The organism is Microbispora sp. ZYX-F-249, from assembly GCF_039649665.1.
Lineage (GTDB): Bacteria > Actinomycetota > Actinomycetes > Streptosporangiales > Streptosporangiaceae > Microbispora > Microbispora maris.
Genome location: NZ_JBDJAW010000027.1, coordinates 49,532 through 66,264 on the forward strand (window position 1 = coordinate 49,532; position 16,733 = coordinate 66,264).

Below are 16,733 nucleotides of genomic sequence, written 5' to 3' on the forward strand. Positions count from 1 at the left end.
GTTGCACAAGGATCTCCTCCGGCTGGCCCGCGCCGAGCGGAGCGTACGCCTCCATCTCGCCTGCTGCCTGGCGGCGGCGGTGGCGGCCGGGCTGCTCGTGCTCGTGCAGGCGGAACTGCTGGCCGGGGTGCTGTCCGGCCGCTTCCCGGTCGCCGCGCTGTTCCCCCTGGCGCTCGTCGTGGCCTCCCGCGGGCTGCTCGGCTGGGCGCAGGGCGTGCTCGCGGGCCGCGCGGCCACCGCGCTGAAGTCGGCCCTGCGGCGGCTGCTCCTCGGGCGGGTGGAGGGCCTCGGACCGGCCTACCGCTCGGGTGAGCTGGTGACGCTCGCGGGCCGGGGGCTCGACGCGCTCGACCCGTACCTGACCGGTTATCTCCCGTCGGTCGCCGTGGCCGGGGTCGTGCCGCTCGCGGTCGTCGTCCGGCTCTTCGTGGCCGACCTGGCCACCGCCGTGATCGTGGTGCTCACGCTGCCGCTGATCCCGATCTTCGGGGCGCTGGTCGGGTGGACCACCAAGGCGGTGACCGAACGGCAGTGGCGGGCCCTGTCCCGCCTCGGCGGCCACTTCCTCGACGTGGTCCGCGGCCTGCCGACGCTGCGGGCCTTCGGCCGGGCCCGCTACCAGGCATCGGTCATCCGCGAGGTGGCCGAGGCCCACCGCGCCGCGACCATGCGCACGCTGCGGGTGGCGTTCCTGTCGTCGCTTGTGCTCGAACTCGTGGCGTCGCTGTCGCTGGCGCTGGTGGCGGTGCCGGTGGGGCTGCGGCTGCTGTCGGGCTCGCTCGACCTGGGCACGGCGCTGCTCGTGCTGCTGCTGGCCCCGGAGGCGTACCTGCCGCTGCGTGCCATGGGCACGCGCTTCCACGCCGCCATGGAGGGCGTCGCCGCCGCCGACGAGGCGTTCGCGGTCATCGCACCCCCGCAGGACTCACAGGAGCCGGAGGAGTCGCGGGAGTCCCGCCGGCCGGCCCGGCCCGCTCCGGCCGCGACGAGCGGGCCGCCGCGGATCCGGCTGGAGGACGTCACCGTGCGCTACCCGGGCCGGGAGGAGGCCGCGCTCGACCGGGTGTCGCTCGTCATCGAACCGGGCGAGCGGGTGGCGATCGTGGGCCCGAGCGGCGCGGGGAAGAGCACGCTGCTGCACCTGCTGCTCGGGTTCGTGGCCCCGTCCGAGGGGCGGGTGCTGGCGGACGGGACGGATCTGGCCGGCCTCGACCTCGACGAGTGGCGGCGGCGGCTGGCCTTCGTGCCGCAGCGCCCGCACCTGTTCGCGACCTCGGTGGCCGACAACATCGCGCTCGGCTCGGCGGCCACGCCGGAGGAGATCGGGGCCGCCGCCGAGGCGGCGCAGGTGGCGGAGTTCGCCGGCGCCCTGCCGCGGGGGTACGACACCCCGCTGGGCGAGCGCGGGGCGAACCTGTCGGCGGGCCAGCGGCAGCGGGTCGCCCTGGCCAGGGCGTTCTGCCGCCCCGCCGCCCAGGTGCTGCTGCTGGACGAGCCCACCGCGCGGCTCGACGGCAGGAGCGAGGCCGCGATCGTGGCGGCCACGCGCAGGCTGGCGGAGGGCCGAACGGCGATCATCGTCGCGCACCGGCCCGCCATGATCGACCTGGCCGACCGGGTCGTCCGCCTCGACGGCGGCGCCCTCGTCCCCGCGGTTCCGGCGCGGGGAGGTGAGGCCCGGTGAGCCGCACGGGCACGGGCACGAGCACGGGGACGGCGTCGCCGCTGTCCGTGATCGCCGGGATGGGCCGCCGGCTCGTGCTCGCCGCGCTCGCCGGATCGGCGGCCGACCTCGCGGGGGTCGCGCTCATCGCGTCGGCCGCCTGGCTGATCACGCGCGCCGCCGAGCAGCCGCCGCTGGCGGCGCTGTCGGTCGCGATCGTGGCCGTGCGGGCGTTCGCCACCACCCGCGGCGTGTTCCGGTACGGCGAGCGCCTGGCCGGGCACGACGTCGCGCTGCGCGCCCAGGCGGGCACCCGCGAGCGCCTCTACCGGGCGCTGATCCCGGCGGGGCCGCTGCCGCAGCGCGGGGCCGACCTGCTCAGCCGGATGGTGGACGACACCGACGCCGTGCAGGACCTGCTCGTCCGCTGCCTGCTGCCGGCCGCCGCCGCCCTGGTCACCGGCGTCGCCGCCGTCGTCATCGCGGGCTTCCTGCTGCCCGCCGCCGCGTTCGTGCTCGCCGCCGGCCTGCTCGCCGCCGGGGTGCTGCTGCCCGCCGGCACGGCCGCGGCCGCCCGGCGCTGGTCGGCGCGGATCGCCCCGGCCCGCGCCGACCTGGCCGCCCGGGTGGCCGACCTGGTGCACGGCGCGGCCGACCTCGCGGCGTACGGCGCGCGGGACCGGGCGCTGTCGGCGGCGATGGACGCCGACGGGCGGCTGTCCCGGCTGGAGCGGGGACAGGCGCGGATCAACGCCGCCGCGCTCGGCGTCGGCATGCTGACGCAGGGGCTGACCGTCGTCGCCGTGGTCCTTGTCGCCCAGGCCGCCGATCTCGGCCGGGTCGCGACGGCCGTGGCCGCCCTGACCTCGCTGGTCGCCTTCGAGCCCGTGCTGCCCCTGGCGGCGGCGGGCGAGCGGTTCGCGGGGGTGGTCGCGGCGCTGCGCAGGCTCAGGGAGACCGCCGCCACTGCCCCGGCCGTGCGGGAGCCGGCGGACCCGGCGCCCGCGCCCGAGCCGCCGCTGACGGTCGAGGTCGAGGACCTCGTGGTGCGTCACGGCGACCGCGAGCCCGCGCTGCACGGCGTGAGCCTGACGCTGACCCCGGGCAGGCGGGTCGCGATTGTCGGCCCGAGCGGCGCGGGGAAGAGCACGCTGCTGTCGGCGCTGATGCGGACCGTGGAGTTCGAGTCGGGCGCGATCCGGCTGAACGGCGCCGACGTGCGGCGCCTGTCCTCCGACGACGTACGGGCGCTCATGACGGGCCTCACCCAGGACCCGTACGTCTTCCAGGCCACGGTCGGGGACAACCTGCGCCTGGCCGGGCCGGAGGCGTCCGCCGAGGACGTCGAGGCGGCCGTACGGCGGGCGCGGCTGGACGCGTGGACCGAGCGCACCGGCTGGGACACGGTGCTCGGCGAGGACGGCCGGACGGTCTCCGGCGGTCAGCTCCAGCGGCTCGCGCTGGCCCGGGCCCTGCTGTACGACCCGCCCGTCCTGCTGCTGGACGAGCCGGCCGAGGCCCTCGACGAGGAGACGGCCGACCTGCTGATGGCCGACCTGCTGGACGCCACCCGGGGGCGCACGACGCTGCTGGTCACCCACCGGCTGCACGGCCTGGAGCAGGTCGACGAGATCGTCGTGCTGGAGGGGGGCAGGGTCACCCAGCGGGGTACCCATGCCGGCCTCGTCGCCGTGCCCGGTTACTACCGGGACCTGTGGGAGTCGGAGGAGCTCACCCGCCACCGCGTCTGAACACGAATCGCCGGCGGGCCGTCCCCCCGGGGGCCCGCCGGCGACGATCGTGAGGCGTCAGCTCGTGGCCGACTGCTCCGCGAGCGCGGTGGTGATGGTGCTCTCCTTGCCGTCGCGGGTGAAGGTGACGGTCACCTTGTCGCCCGGGCGGGCGCTGCGGATGGTGCCGACCAGCGTCTCCGCGCTGTCCACCAGCTTGTCGTTGATCTTGGTGATCAGGTCGCCCTCCTTGAGGCCGGCCTTCTCCGCCGGGCTGCCGGCCGTGATCGACCTGACCACCGCGCCGGACGCGCCGCCGACCGCGTCGGCCACGCTCACGCCGAAGAACGCGTGGGTCGCCTTGCCCGTCTTGATGAGCTGGTCGGCGACCTGCTTCGCGGTGTTGATGGGGATCGCGAAGCCGACGCCGATGTTGCCGGAGCCGGAGCCGGCGGTGGCGATCGCGGTGTTGATGCCGACGACCTGCCCGGAGGCGTTGACCAGCGCGCCGCCGGAGTTGCCGGGGTTGATCGCGGCGTCGGTCTGGATCACGCCCCCGATCGTGACGGCCTGGCTCTGCTGCGGCTGCTGCTGCTCCATCCCCCAGGGGAACTGGGGCTGCTGCTCTTCTGGACCCTCGGTCAGCGTGCGGTCGAGCGCGCTCACGATGCCGGAGGTGACCGATCCCGCCAGGCCGAGCGGGCTGCCGATGGCGAGGACCGCGTCGCCGACCTGGAGCTTGTCGCTGTCACCGAGCGAGGCGGGGGTCAGGCCGGACACGCCCTGCGCCTGGATGACCGCGAGGTCCGTGGTGGGGTCGGTGCCCTTGACGACGGCGCTGGCGGTCCTGCCGTCGCTGAACTTCACGGTGACCGTGCCGCCGCCCGCGCCGCCCATGCTCACCACGTGGTTGTTCGTCAGGATCAGACCGTCGGCCGACAGGATGACACCGGATCCCTCGCCGCCGGCCGTGGCGGACTTCACCTCGATCGACACCACCGACGGCATGATCGCCTTGGCCACCGCGGCGATGGTGGTGCCCGAGGAGTTGGACACCCCCCTGACCACCGGACTCGCGATCACCGTCTGCCCGCCGTTCACGCTGTTGGCCACGAGGGCCCCGGTGACCCCGCCGCCCAGCGCCACGGCCACGAGGGCGAGGCCCGCGCCCGCCTTCTGTCGCGCGGTCAACGTGCCCTTCCGCGCCGGAGGCGGCGGAAACTGCGCCGTGTCATACGGACTGTTCCCATAGGCGCCGTACGACTGGTAGGCACCCGTGTACTGCCCGTGCCGCGGCGGGGTGCTGCCGAACTGGCTCCAGCCGTGACCGGGGAGTACCTCGGTGTTCTCGTTGCCGGGAACGTGCTCAGGTGAGCTCATCGCCATCCCCCTCAATGGATTCGCCGGTGATCCCGGCTCTCCGCCGGTACAGGTAATACGATGGCGCATCGGCGATAAGGTCACGCTAAGCGATCAGCGGCGGGGTCCCCCGAGCGCCCTACGCGTACTTTATGTCAGCCCGTCCGCGGCCAGTACTCGTCCCTGAGCAGGCGCTTGTACAGCTTCCCGGTGGGGTGGCGGGGCAGCTCGTCGCGGAAGTCGACCGATTTCGGGCACTTGTAGTGGGCCAGGCGGTCCCGGCAGTAGGCGATCAGCTCGGCCTCCAGGGCGGGACCGGCGCCGGCCGGGTCGGCCGGCTGCACGACGGCCTTCACCTGCTCGCCCATCTCGGGGTCGGGCACCCCGAAGACGGCCACGTCGGCCACCTTGGGATGCATCGCCAGCACGTTCTCGGCCTCCTGCGGATAGATGTTCACGCCGCCGGAGATGATCATGTAGGAGCGCCGGTCGGTGAGGTAGAGGAAGCCGTCCTCGTCCACGTAGCCGATGTCCCCCAGCGTGGTCCAGCCGCGGCCCTTGGGGTCCTGGACCGACGCGGTCTTCCCGGGGTCGCCGTGATACTCGAACGTCGGCCCGTCGGAGAAGTAGACGGTGCCGTGCTCGCCGGGCGGCAGTTCGTCGCCCTCCTCGTCGCACACGTGGGCCACCCCCAGCAGCGGCCTGCCCACCGTGCCCTTGTGGGCGAGCCAGTCCTCCGGCCCGGCGTACAGGAAGCAGTTGCCCTCCGTCCCCGCGTAGTACTCGTGGACGATCGGCCCCCACCACTGCATCATCCGCTCCTTGACCTCCACGGGGCAGGGCGCGGCGGCGTGGATGGCGCAGCGCAGCGACGACAGGTCGTACCGCCCGCGCACCTCCTCGGGCAGCTTGAGCATCTTGATGAACATCGTGGGGACCCACTGCGCGTGGGTGACCCGGTGCCGCTCGACGAGCGCCAGCGCCTCCTCGGGATCGAACCGCTCCATCACCACCACGGTCGCGCCCAGGCGCTGGAAGGACATGCTGTAGCGCAGCGGAGCGGCGTGGTAGAGCGGCGCGGGCGACAGGTACACGCTGTCGGCCGACGGCGCGAACAGGAACTGGATGAGCTGCACGAGGGCGCCGGGGGTCTCCAGCGGCGCGCGGCCGAGCGGCGGCTTGACCCCCTTGGGACGCCCCGTCGTGCCCGAGGAGTAGAGCATGTCGGCGCCCTGGCACTCGTCGTCGACCGGCGTCACGGGCTGCCCCGCCACCGCCTCCTCGTACGACGTGAAACCCGGGGCGACGCCGTCGAGCATGAGCCGCAGCTCGACCCCGGGTGTGGCCTCGGTGACGGCGCTCGCCACGCCGGCGAGCCTGGCCGAGGAGATGAAGACGCGCGCCCCGCAGTTGTCCACGATGTACGCCAGCTCGTCGGGCTGCAGGCGGGAGCTGATCGCCGTGTAGTACAGGCCCGAGCGGTGGGCCGCCCACGCGATCACCAGGAAGAGCGGGTGGTTCTCCAGCATGAACGCGATATGGTCGCCGGGCTTCAGGCCCGCGGCCCGCAGCAGGTGGGCGAGCCGGTTGGATTCCTCGTCGAGTTCACGGAAGGTGACCACGCGGCCGGAGCCCGCCATGATCACCGCAGGCTTGTCCGGCGTCACCGCCGCGATCGCGCCAGGGTGCATGACCGAACGGTACTCGGTTTACTCTCGATCTGGTAGAAGAAAATTCCGGATACGCCCGCTCAGTCCTCCAGCGCCCGGTAGGGGTCGCGCAGCGGCCTGGCCCGCTCGGCGAACGCCGCCTTGATCTCCGTCATCTTCGGCCCGGGCGCGTAGAAGCGGCCCTTCGTCTCGCCGTACGGCTGGAGCCACCCGCTTGCCGCGAGTTCTCGCAGGTCGCGGGCGGCCTGGCCCTGACTCAGGCCCTCGTCGGCCTGGTACATGCCCCGGCGCAGCCGGCGGGAGACGAACACCTGGTAGAGCGCGGAGACCGTGCGCGGGTGCAGGCCCTGCGCCTCGGTCCGCTCCTCCAGCAGCATCCACACCTCGCCCGCCTCGGCGAGCCTGCGCCCCACCCGCTGCGCCTGCATGTGGTGGCAGCGCAGGACGAACCGCACCCAGGAGAGCGTGTCCCCGTGCGGGCTCCACCGGCGGCGTCCCACCTCACCCAGGAGGTCGTAGTAGTCGTAGGTGGTGCGCCCCTCGCCCAGCCACTCCTCGATCGAGGCGAACTCCGGCGTGGTGATCTGGTCGCGGCCGAGCACGAGCGTCTGCAGCGCCCGCGACATGCGCCCGTTCCCGTCGCGCCACGGGTGGATCTTAACGAGGTTGAGGTGCGCCATGGCGGCGCGGACGTAGCTGGGCGCGTCGAGGTCGCCCTCGTTCAACCAATCGACGAGTTCCGCCAGCAGGGCGGGGACCTGCTCGTGGTCCGGGCCCTCGTAGACCACCTCGCCGGTGGCGGAGTTACGGACGTAGATCCCGCCGGGCCGCACCGTGCCCGGCGTCTTGTCCACGTGGTGGCCGATCATCATGAAGTTCAGCGCGTGCAGCAGGCCCGCGTCGTACCGGAAGACCCGGGCCCGCGACAAGGTGCCGATGTAGATGAGCGCCTGCCGGTAGCCGGCGATCTCCCGTGCGACGGCGGCCGACGCCTCCAGGGGGTCCTCACCCGACATGATCGACTCGATGTCCTCGACGCTGGCGTGGTAGCCCTCGATCGAGTTGGACCCCTGGATGGCCCGGGCCTGCAACTGCCGTCTCAGCAGGCCGTCCCAGCGGTGGGCCTCGGCCAGCCGGTATTTCAGGTCACGCCGCATCTCCTCGATCTCGGCGAGCACCTTCTCGTCCGCGGCCTCCAGCGCCGGCGTGCCGTACAACATGGAGCCACGAAAGCACGAACGAATCATCCGGTCAAGCGACCGGATGATTCGTTCATATTTGTTAGCGTCGGAGGCGCGTCAGGAGGCGGGGACGACCGAGCCCTTGAACGTGTCCTCGATGTACTTCTTCACCTCGGGGCCGGTCAGCAGCTCGATGAGCGTCTTCACCCGCGGGTCGCTCTCGCGTCCCTGGGCGACCACCAGGCCGTTGGCGTACGGGTTGCCCTCGGCCTTCTCCAGCACCAGCGCGTCGGAGGACGGGTCGAGGCTCGCCTCCAGCGCGTAGTTGCCGTTGATCACGGCGGCGTCCACGTCGTCGAGCGAGCGCGGCAGCTGCGCGGCCTCCAGCGGGCGGAAGGTCAGGTTCTTCGGGTTGCCGGTCACGTCGCGCTCGGTCGCGGCGGTGCCCACGCCGTCCTTCAGCGTGACCACGCCGTTGTCGGCGAGCAGCTTGAGCGCCCGGCCGAGGTTGGTGGCGTCGTTGGGCACGGCGACCGTGCCGTCCTGCGGCAGCGACGCGAGGTCCTTGACCTTCTTGGAGTACAGGCCGAGCGGCTCGAGGTGCACCGGAGCGACGAAGCTCAGCTTCGTGCCCTTCGAGGCGTTGAAGTCGTCCAGGTAGGGCTTGTGCTGGAAGTAGTTGGCGTCGAGCTGGCCGTCCTGGAGCTGCAGGTTGGGCTGCACGTAGTCGCTGAATTCGACGATCTCCAGCTTCAGTCCCTTCGCGGCGGCCAGGTTGTCGGCCACGTACTTGAGGATCTGCGCGTGCGGCACCGGGCTCACGCCGACCTTGAGCGGGGCCTGCGCCGCGGCCGTGCCGGAGGCGGAGGTGGTCGCGGTGCCGGAGGACGAGGACCCGCAGGCGGACAACACGAGCGCGGCCACGGCGGCGATGACGAGGCCGAGCGTTCTACGCATGAGACAGGACTCCTTAATTCGTTAACGGTGGGAAAGCCGGCGGGCGACGGCGTCGCCCACGGTCTGCGCGAGCTGCACCACGACGACCAGGACGACCACGGTGACGACCATGAGCGTGGTCTCGAACCGCTGGTAGCCGTAGCGCACGGCGAGGTCGCCGAGGCCGCCGCCGCCGATCACCCCGGCCATCGCGGAGTAGGAGATGAGCGTGACCACGGTGACGGTCAGCCCGGCGACCAGGCCGGGCAGCGCCTCGGGCAGCAGGACGCGTGTCACGATCGTCACCCGGTCCGCCCCCATCGCCTCGGCCGCCTGCACGACGTCGCGGCCCACCTCGCGCAGCGCGGTCTCGACCAGCCGGGCGAAGAAGGGCACCGCGCCGATCGTGAGAGGGACCACCGCGGCGGCGGTCCCGATCGTGGTGCCGGTGAGCACGCGGGTGACCGGGATGACCGCGATCATGAGGACGATGAAGGGCAGCGACCGCCCGACGTTGACCACCAGCCCGAGCACGCGCCACACGACGGGCGCCGGGAACAGCCCGCCCCGGTCCGTCCCGGCGAGGCAGACACCGAGCGGCAGCCCGAACAGCACGGTGAACAGCGTGGACCAGCCCACCATCACCGCGGTCTGCCCGGTGGCCTCCCACAGCAGGGGGCTCATCTCCGACCAGGTCATCGGTCCTCCTCCGGCAGCAGGCCGCGCTCGCGCAGGTGGGTGAGGGCGTCCGCCGCACCGGCCCCGGTGATCCGCAGCCGCAGCCGGCCCGCCGGGGCCCCCGCGACCTGTTCGACCGCGCCGCCCACCACGGCGACGTCCACGTCGTACGCGCGCGCGAGACGCGACAGCAAGGTCTGGTCCCCGCCCAGGGCGACCGTCACGATGCCGGGTTCGGCGGGCGGCAGCGGGAACAGCTCGGCGGCCAGGCGCGATCCGGGCGTGGCGAGCAGGTCGGGGATGCGGCCCGTCTCGGTGATCCGCCCGTCGCTCATGATCGCCGCCGAGTCGCAGACGGCCTTGATGACGTCCATCTCGTGCGTGATGAGCAGGATGGTCAGCCCGAGCTCCCGGTTGAGCCGCCGCAGCAGGGCCAGGATCGACTGGGTCGTGGCGGGGTCGAGCGCGGAGGTGGCCTCGTCCGACAGCAGCACCGACGGCTCGGCGGCCAGGGCCCGCGCGATGCCGACCCGCTGCTTCTGACCGCCGGACAGCTGCGCGGGGTAGGCCCCGGCGCGGTCGGCCAGGCCCACGAGGTCGAGCATCTCCGCGACGCGCCGGGCCCGGGCGGCCCGGCCGACGCCCATGACCTCCAGCGGGAAGGCCACGTTGCCCGCCACCGTGCGCGACGACAGCAGGGCGAAGTGCTGGTGGATCATGCCGATGCGCTGCCGGGCGCGGCGCAGGTCGGCCGCGCCGAGGGCGGTCAGCTCGCGCCCGTCGACGGTCACCGTACCCTCGTCGGGGCGTTCGAGCAGGTTGACGCAGCGCAGCAGCGTGCTCTTGCCGGCGCCGCTGCGCCCGAGCACGCCGAACACCTCGCCCTTGCCGACGTGGAGGTCGACGCCGTCGAGCGCGACGACGTCGCCGTAGGCCTTGCGCAGGCCGGTAACCGTGATCACTTGCTGTCCTTCGAAGACGTGATCCGGCGCAGGATCAGATCGGGCAGCGGGGAGAGCGTCATCGTCGAGTGCCTTCGTGGGAGGGGGTGGGGAGGACGGGCTTCAGGCCGCGGGACACCCTCGCTCATGCGGGTTGACCAGGTTCGATACGCTCACGAACGGCTGCAACGGGACCCAGCTACCCCTTATTCCCTGTCGGTAATGTGGCCTCAATCACAGAGGCCCGCGCCTCCGTGGGACGGAGACGCGGGCCGGGTGCGGGAAAAAGTCAGGCGACCGCCTGCCGGGCGACCGTCGCCGGGGTGAGGGCCAGGTCGAGGACCTCGCGGACGTCGCTCACCGCGTGGACGGTGAGATCGGCGAGCACCTCGGCCGGGACGTCGTCCAGGTCGGGCTCGTTGCGGGCCGGGATGAGCACGGTCGTGATCCCCGCCCGGTGGGCGGCGAGCAGCTTCTGCTTCACCCCGCCGATCGGCAGCACCCGCCCGGTGAGGGAGACCTCCCCGGTCATCGCCACGTCGGCGCGGACCGGCCGGCCCGACAGCAGCGAGGCCAGGGCCGTGGTCATCGTGACACCGGCCGACGGGCCGTCCTTGGGCACCGCGCCCGCGGGGACGTGGATGTGCACGGACCTGTCCTTGAGCGAGCCGACCGGAAGCTCCAGCTCCGCGCCCCGCGACCGCAGGAAGGACAGCGCGATCTGCGCCGACTCCTTCATCACGTCGCCGAGCTGGCCGGTCAGGGTCACGCCGGTCGCCCCGGTCTCCGGGTCTGCCAGCGACGCCTCGACGTAGAGGACGTCACCGCCCGCGCCGGTCACCGCGAGACCGGTCGCCACGCCCGGCACCGCCGTACGCTGGCGCGCCTCCGGCAGGGACGACTCGGGCACGTGACGCGGCCGGCCCAGGTAGGAGACGAGGTCGTCCGCCGTCACCGTCACCGGAAGCCCCGCCTCGCCGAGGGCGACGTTCGCCGTCACCTTCCGCAGGATCCGGGCGATCGAGCGCTCGAGGGAGCGGACGCCGGCCTCGCGGGTGTACTCGCCCGCCAGGCGGCGCAGCGCCGCCTCCTCCACCGTCACGTCGTCGGCGGTGAGACCGGCCTTCTCCAGGTTGCGCGGGAGCAGGTGGTCGCGGGCGATGGCGACCTTCTCGTCCTCGGTGTAGCCGTCGAGCGTGACGATCTCCATGCGGTCCAGCAGCGGCCCGGGCACCTGCTCGAGCACGTTGGCCGTGGCGAGGAACAGCACGTCGCTCAGGTCGAGCTCGACCTCCAGGTAGTGGTCGCGGAACGTGTGGTTCTGCGCCGGGTCGAGCACCTCGAGCAGCGCCGCCGTCGGGTCGCCCCGGTAGTCGGCGCCGACCTTGTCGATCTCGTCCAGCAGCACGACCGGGTTCATCGAGCCCGCCTCGCGGATCGCCCGGACGATACGGCCGGGCAGCGCGCCGACGTACGTCCGCCGGTGACCGCGGATCTCCGCCTCGTCGCGGACGCCGCCGAGGGCGACCCGGACGAACTCACGGCCCATGGCGCGGGCGACGGACTCGCCGAGCGAGGTCTTGCCGACTCCGGGAGGCCCGGCCAGCGCGAGGACGGCGCCGCTGCGGCGGCCGCCGACGACGCCGAGGCCCTGGTCGGCCCTGCGCTTGCGGACCGCGAGGTACTCGACGATGCGGTCCTTCACGTCGTCCAGGCCGGTGTGGTCGGCGTCGAGCACCGCGCGGGCTCCGGCGATGTCGTAGGAGTCGGTCGTGTGGACGTTCCACGGGATGTCCAGCACGGTGTCGAGCCAGGTGCGGATCCAGCCGCTCTCGGGCGACTGGTCCGAGGCCCGCTCCAGCTTGCCGACCTCCTTGAGCGCGGCCTCCCTGACCTTCTCCGGCAGGTCGGCGGCCTCGATGCGGGCGCGGTAGTCCTCCTCCTCGTCCGAGGGGTCGCCGTTGAGCTCGGAGAGCTCCTTGCGGACGGCCGCGAGCTGCTGGCGGAGCAGGAACTCGCGCTGCTGCTTCTCCATGCCCTCCTGGACGTCCTTGCGGATGGTCTCGGCGACGTCCATCTCCGCGAGGTGGTCACGGGCCCAGCCGACCAGCTTGTCGAGACGCTCGGCCGGATCGTCGAGCTCCAGCAGCAGCAGCTTCTGCTGGGTGGTCAGCCAGGGCGCGTACCCCGAGCTGTCGGCGAGGACCGCGGGGTCCTTGATCTGGTTGACGGCGTCGACGACCTGCCACGCGCCCCGCTTCTGCAGGATCGTGGTCGTCAGGGCCTTGTACTCCTTGGCGAGCTCCTCGGCCCTGGGCCCGGCGGCGGCCGGCTCCAGAACCGTCGCCTCGACCCACAGGGCCGCGCCGGGGCCGGTGGTGCCGGTGCCGACGCGCATGCGGTCGACGCCCCGGACGACGGCCGCGGGCTCCCCGCCCGGCAGCCTGCCGACCTGTTCCACGACCGCGCTCACCCCCACGGGTCCGTAGCGGCCGTCTACGCGGGGCACCAGCAGGACCGTGCTCTCGCCATTGGCGCGGGCGGCGTCGATGGCCGCGCGGACCTCGGAGTCCGACAGATCGAGGGGCACGACCATGCCGGGCAGGACGACCTCGTCGTCGAGCGGAAGGACGGGAAGGATCTGGGACATCAGCACTCCAGTAGGTTGAGTTATGTCGGCTCAACTAACAGGAGTCCGATCCTGTTCCCTGTTCTGCGCCAGTTCGCTGTGAGCGATCGTAATCGTGTAATCCTTCTTCATGACGCGTTCGCCCTCCCCTTGGCGCATGATGCGTCCATGACATCCGGACATATTCGGCTTCGCTCGGCACCAGGCCGATGGGTGCTGCTCACCACCGTCCTCGGGTCGGGCATGGCGACGCTCGACGGCACCGTGGTCAACGTGGCCCTTCCCGCTCTCGGACGCGACCTGCACGCCGGGATGTCCGGTCTCCAGTGGACCGTGAACGCGTACACGCTCACCATGGCCGCGCTCATCCTGCTGGGCGGATCGCTGGGCGACCGGCTGGGCAGGCGGAAGGTCTTCGTCGCCGGGGTGGTCTGGTTCGCCCTGGCCTCCGCCCTGTGCGGGGCCGCGCCGAACACGCCCGTGCTCGTGCTCGCCCGTGCGCTCCAGGGCGTCGGCGCGGCCCTGCTGATCCCCGGGTCCCTGGCGATCATCCAGGCGAGCTACGCGCCGGACGACCGGCCCCGCGCCGTCGGCGCCTGGTCGGGCCTGGGCGGCGTGGCCGCCGCGCTCGGGCCGCTGCTCGGCGGCTGGCTCGTGGAGGCGGCCGGCTGGTGGTGGGTGTTCCTGCTCAACCTGCCGCTCGCGGCCGTCGTGGCCGGCGTCGCCGCCCGGCACGTGCCCGAGACCCGGGACGCCGGGCCGCACGGCCGCTTCGACGTGCTCGGGACCGTTCTCGCCGCCCCCGCGCTGGCCGGGCTGACGTACGGCCTGATCCTCGCGGGTGACGGCCTGGTGCCGCTGGCCGCCGGGCTCGTCCTGAGCGCCTGCTTCGTGGTGGTGGAGATCCGGCGCTCCCCCCGCTCCCTCGTCCCCGTGGGGGTCTTCGCCTCGCGGGAGTTCACCGCGGTCAACGTCGTCACGCTGGTCATGTACGCGGCGATGGGCCTGGTGTTCTTCCTGCTGGTCGTCCAGCTCCAGGTGTCCGCCGGCTTCTCTCCCGTCGCCGCCGGGTCGGCGATGCTCCCGGTCACGGTCCTCATGCTGCTTCTGTCGCCCCGGGCGGGCGAGCTGGCGGCCAAGGTGGGCCCGCGTCTGCTCATGACGGGCGGCATCCTGCTGTGCGCGGCCGGGTTGCTGCTGATGAGCCGCATCGCCCCCGGCTCGTCCTATCTCGCCGACGTGATGCCCGCGGCGGTCGTGTTCGGGCTCGGCCTGTCCGCCGCCGTCGCCCCGCTCACCGCGACCGTGCTCGCCACGGCGGAGGAGCGGTACGCGGGCGTCGCAAGCGGGATCAACAACGCCCTGGCCAGGACGGGCGGCCTCCTGGCCGTCGCCGCCGTCCCGCCCCTGGTGGGGCTGACGGGGGACGCCTACGACTCCCCGGCGGCGTTCACCGGGGGGTTCCGCACGTCGATGCTGGTCGGCGCGGTCATGATGGCCGTCGCCGCGGTCGTCACGTTCCTCACGATCAGGACGAACGTCCTCGCGGCCGCGCCCGAACCGCCCGCCCCCGGCTGCCCGGTCGACGCACCACCCCTCGAACCCCGCCCTCCGGCGAGTTCGGGCGCCTGACGCGGGAGGTCCGCGCGCCCGCGGGCTCAGCCCAGCAGCGTCTTGAGGTCCTCGCGCAGGGCGGCGGCGTCGCGGAAGTGGACGGCGGCGAGCCCGGCCCGCTCGGCCGCCGCGACGTTCTCCAGCCGGTCGTCCACGAAGACGAGGTCTGCGGGGGCGACCCCGAGCCAGGCCACGGTCTCGTGGAAGATCTCCGCCTCCGGCTTCACCCGGCCCATCCTGCCGCTGTAGAAACGCGGGCCTATCGGACGCATGAACGGCAGCCCGTCGATGCCCTCGGCGACGCAGACCGGCATGTTGGACAGCAGCGCCATGGGCACCCCGACCCCGGCCAGCTCGTCGATGATCGCCACGGTCTCCTCGTTGGGCCGCGACCAGCTCGCCACGTCGAGGGCGACGACCGCCTCCAGGTCCGCACCGGCCATCGGCCTGCCGTACACGTGGGACCAGTACGCGGCGGGGTCGAGCGAGCCCCGGTCGAAGTCGAGCCGCACCTCCCAGTAGCGGTCCTCGAACCCCGGATCACCTCCCGCCATGCGCGCGACGTCCTCGGGGGCCTGGGGAAGCGACACGACATTGCCGTAGTCGAAAAGCACAGTCTTCATGGTCGTACGATCATAACCCGTGTTCGGAACTCAGGACACGTAGGTCTCGAGGTACTCGTTGGCGCTCCCGCAGCGCAGGTAGTTGCGCACGGTGTGGAAGTCGAGCCAGTCGATGTCGCAGGAGACGTCCCGCTCGACGCCGTCGAAGCACGACGCCAGCACGGCCGGGATGGCGGCGATGTCGTCCTTGTCGGCGATGTTGACCCAGCGGCGCACCCCCGGCGGACGGGCCCCCCTGCCCCGCACCGGGACCGGCGCGAGCCGCTCGAAGACGACGTCGCGCATGCCGAGCGGGCTGCCCAGCGTCACGAACAGGTCGACCGAGATATCGGGATGCGCCCACAGCGCCTCGTACGCCACGACGCTGCCGAGCGAATGCGCGACGACCACCCGGGGACGGCGCCTGCGCACGACGCCGGCCACCGCGTCGCGGGCCCGCACCCGCGGGTCGCCACCGCCCAGGTAGGCGGCCACCTCCGGGCAGAAGTCCTGCGCGAAGCGCACCGCCTGCGGGCCCATCCTCGTCAGCAGCCACTCGGCCAGCCGGTGGGCGAGACCCGTGAGCGACTCCCCCGCCACGTCCCGGAAGGGCCCGCCGAGCTGGGCCGCCCAGTCGGCGAGCACCAGCTTGGCCGGCGCCTCCATCTGCCGGGGCGGCTTCGGCGGCCCGCCGTGCAGGTGATGGGCGTAGTAGGCGATCTCGGCGAAGTACTCTCCGGTGCCGTCCCCGCGCCCGGTCAGGCCCTGGTGCAGATAGGCGTTCCACTTCGCCCGCATGGCCTCGGCGGCGCCGTCCGCCGACCGGCCCGCCTCCTCGTAGTAGTGGTACTTGCCGATGCCGTGGACGCCCACGATCGAGGTCATGCTCCGTCATCCCTTCGCCGGAATACCGGGGGTCACTGTGCACGACGCGATGGACCGCGACAACCACCGGCGAAGTTCACGGTGATAAATGGCGAGCGGTGGTGGTATTCACCGAGATAAGTTGGTCGTCCCGATCGAGGAAGGAACGTCATGACAGGCCCGTTGCACGTGCGCGGCTCGATCGTCGTGCCCGAGGCGGAGCTCGCCTGGCGTTTCTCCCGCTCCTCGGGCCCCGGCGGTCAGGGCGTCAACACCACCGACAGCCGGGTCGAGCTGAGCTTCGACCTCGCGCACACGGCCGCCCTCGGCCCGGCGCTGAAGGCCCGCGCGGCCGAACGGCTCGCCGCCCGCCTCGTGGACGGCGTGATCACGGTGGCGGCCTCGGAGCACCGCTCGCAGCTGCGCAACCGGGAGGCGGCGCGGGAACGGCTCGCCGCCCTGCTCCGCGACGCGGTCGCGCCGCCGCCGAAGCGCCGCCGCCCGACCAAGCCGTCCAAGGGCGCGGTCGAGCGCCGCCTCGCGGCCAAGAAGCACCGCTCCGACCTCAAGCGCCTGCGCCGCGCCGAGGGCTGAGCCCACCCCCTGCAGCACCGCCCCAGACGGCGAAAACGGCCATATCAAACGGCGTCCTCAATGAAGCGACAATCGGTGGGATAAGAGCTCGCCGAGGTTCGTTTGCCGCTCCGGCCGCCGCGGAAATTCGGCGTACATCGATCCGTTCACGGATCACGGAGCGGACATTCTCGCCACCAGGAAGAACTCGGGCATTCTGGCGAGAATTGATTAAAGGGGTGCAATTGCCCACACTCAGCGACTTTGTCAGAGCCTTCGCGATAAGTGCCGCC

Annotated in this window: 13 protein-coding genes; 4 read left to right on the forward strand and 9 right to left on the reverse strand. The window is 72.6% G+C overall.

Going from position 1 to position 16,733, the window contains the following annotated elements:
* The first annotated feature begins 1 nt into the window (after window position 1).
* Both cydD and cydC read left to right on the forward strand, forming a co-directional pair.
* Window positions 2-1,684 (forward strand): thiol reductant ABC exporter subunit CydD, encoded by a 1,683-nt coding sequence (gene cydD / locus AAH991_RS27645; protein WP_346228839.1) that lies wholly within the window; start codon window positions 2-4, stop codon window positions 1,682-1,684.
* Window positions 1,681-3,414, forward strand: a complete 1,734-nt coding sequence (gene cydC, locus AAH991_RS27650; protein ID WP_346228840.1) for a thiol reductant ABC exporter subunit CydC — start codon at window positions 1,681-1,683, stop codon at window positions 3,412-3,414. Before cydD ends, cydC begins: the two co-directional genes overlap by 4 nt.
* A 57-nt stretch (window positions 3,415-3,471) precedes the next feature.
* On the opposite strand, the gene AAH991_RS27655 is transcribed toward cydC, so the two are convergent.
* From AAH991_RS27655 to lon, 7 genes are all read right to left on the reverse strand, one after another.
* Complete coding sequence (locus AAH991_RS27655) at window positions 3,472-4,773, reverse strand: S1C family serine protease (protein WP_346228841.1); 1,302 nt, start codon at window positions 4,771-4,773, stop codon at window positions 3,472-3,474.
* A gap of 134 nt (window positions 4,774-4,907) precedes the next feature.
* The gene (locus tag AAH991_RS27660; protein WP_346228842.1) at window positions 4,908-6,443 is read right to left on the reverse strand and encodes an acyl-CoA synthetase; all 1,536 of its coding nucleotides are present in this window, start codon (window positions 6,441-6,443) and stop codon (window positions 4,908-4,910) included.
* Between the two features lie 59 nt (window positions 6,444-6,502).
* Window positions 6,503-7,642, reverse strand: coding sequence for a Fic family protein (locus AAH991_RS27665; protein ID WP_346228843.1), 1,140 nt, complete (start codon window positions 7,640-7,642; stop codon window positions 6,503-6,505).
* Window positions 7,643-7,720: 78 nt separating this feature from the next.
* Window positions 7,721-8,560, reverse strand: a complete 840-nt coding sequence (locus AAH991_RS27670) for a MetQ/NlpA family ABC transporter substrate-binding protein (RefSeq protein WP_346228844.1) — start codon at window positions 8,558-8,560, stop codon at window positions 7,721-7,723.
* 21 nt (window positions 8,561-8,581) lie between these two features.
* Window positions 8,582-9,238: a methionine ABC transporter permease gene (locus tag AAH991_RS27675; protein WP_346228845.1), complete on the reverse strand. Its 657-nt coding sequence runs from the start codon at window positions 9,236-9,238 to the stop codon at window positions 8,582-8,584.
* Complete coding sequence (locus AAH991_RS27680) at window positions 9,235-10,179, reverse strand: methionine ABC transporter ATP-binding protein (RefSeq protein WP_346228846.1); 945 nt, start codon at window positions 10,177-10,179, stop codon at window positions 9,235-9,237. Before AAH991_RS27680 ends, AAH991_RS27675 begins: the two co-directional genes overlap by 4 nt.
* Before the next feature lie 268 nt (window positions 10,180-10,447).
* The gene (gene lon, locus AAH991_RS27685) at window positions 10,448-12,808 is read right to left on the reverse strand and encodes an endopeptidase La (RefSeq protein ID WP_346228847.1); all 2,361 of its coding nucleotides are present in this window, start codon (window positions 12,806-12,808) and stop codon (window positions 10,448-10,450) included.
* A gap of 192 nt (window positions 12,809-13,000) precedes the next feature.
* Here lon and AAH991_RS27690 point away from each other — a divergent pair, with 192 nt between their 5' ends.
* Window positions 13,001-14,419: an MFS transporter gene (locus tag AAH991_RS27690; protein WP_346228848.1), complete on the forward strand. Its 1,419-nt coding sequence runs from the start codon at window positions 13,001-13,003 to the stop codon at window positions 14,417-14,419.
* A gap of 26 nt (window positions 14,420-14,445) precedes the next feature.
* On the opposite strand, the gene AAH991_RS27695 is transcribed toward AAH991_RS27690, so the two are convergent.
* Both AAH991_RS27695 and AAH991_RS27700 read right to left on the reverse strand, forming a co-directional pair.
* The gene (locus AAH991_RS27695) at window positions 14,446-15,024 is read right to left on the reverse strand and encodes an HAD-IA family hydrolase (RefSeq protein WP_346228849.1); all 579 of its coding nucleotides are present in this window, start codon (window positions 15,022-15,024) and stop codon (window positions 14,446-14,448) included.
* A 30-nt stretch (window positions 15,025-15,054) separates the two neighbouring features.
* Window positions 15,055-15,888, reverse strand: a complete 834-nt coding sequence (locus AAH991_RS27700) for a hypothetical protein (RefSeq protein WP_346228850.1) — start codon at window positions 15,886-15,888, stop codon at window positions 15,055-15,057.
* A 150-nt stretch (window positions 15,889-16,038) separates the two neighbouring features.
* Between AAH991_RS27700 and arfB the strand changes: the two genes are divergently transcribed.
* Window positions 16,039-16,461 (forward strand): alternative ribosome rescue aminoacyl-tRNA hydrolase ArfB, encoded by a 423-nt coding sequence (arfB, locus tag AAH991_RS27705; RefSeq protein ID WP_346228851.1) that lies wholly within the window; start codon window positions 16,039-16,041, stop codon window positions 16,459-16,461.
* The last annotated feature ends 272 nt before the right edge of the window (window positions 16,462-16,733 follow it).

What these genes read in the sequence shown, in the direction of transcription:
- AAH991_RS27655 (WP_346228841.1), bottom strand. Translation starts at nt 4,773, where the DNA reads ATGAGCTCACCTGAGCACGTTCCCGGCAACGAGAACACCGAGGTACTC.
- AAH991_RS27660 (WP_346228842.1), bottom strand. Translation starts at nt 6,443, where the DNA reads ATGCACCCTGGCGCGATCGCGGCGGTGACGCCGGACAAGCCTGCGGTG.
- AAH991_RS27665 (WP_346228843.1), bottom strand. Translation starts at nt 7,642, where the DNA reads ATGTTGTACGGCACGCCGGCGCTGGAGGCCGCGGACGAGAAGGTGCTC.
- AAH991_RS27670 (WP_346228844.1), bottom strand. Translation starts at nt 8,560, where the DNA reads ATGCGTAGAACGCTCGGCCTCGTCATCGCCGCCGTGGCCGCGCTCGTG.
- AAH991_RS27675 (WP_346228845.1), bottom strand. Translation starts at nt 9,238, where the DNA reads ATGACCTGGTCGGAGATGAGCCCCCTGCTGTGGGAGGCCACCGGGCAG.
- lon (WP_346228847.1), bottom strand. Translation starts at nt 12,808, where the DNA reads ATGTCCCAGATCCTTCCCGTCCTTCCGCTCGACGACGAGGTCGTCCTG.
- AAH991_RS27695 (WP_346228849.1), bottom strand. Translation starts at nt 15,024, where the DNA reads ATGAAGACTGTGCTTTTCGACTACGGCAATGTCGTGTCGCTTCCCCAG.
- AAH991_RS27700 (WP_346228850.1), bottom strand. Translation starts at nt 15,888, where the DNA reads ATGACCTCGATCGTGGGCGTCCACGGCATCGGCAAGTACCACTACTAC.
- arfB (WP_346228851.1), top strand. Translation starts at nt 16,039, where the DNA reads ATGACAGGCCCGTTGCACGTGCGCGGCTCGATCGTCGTGCCCGAGGCG.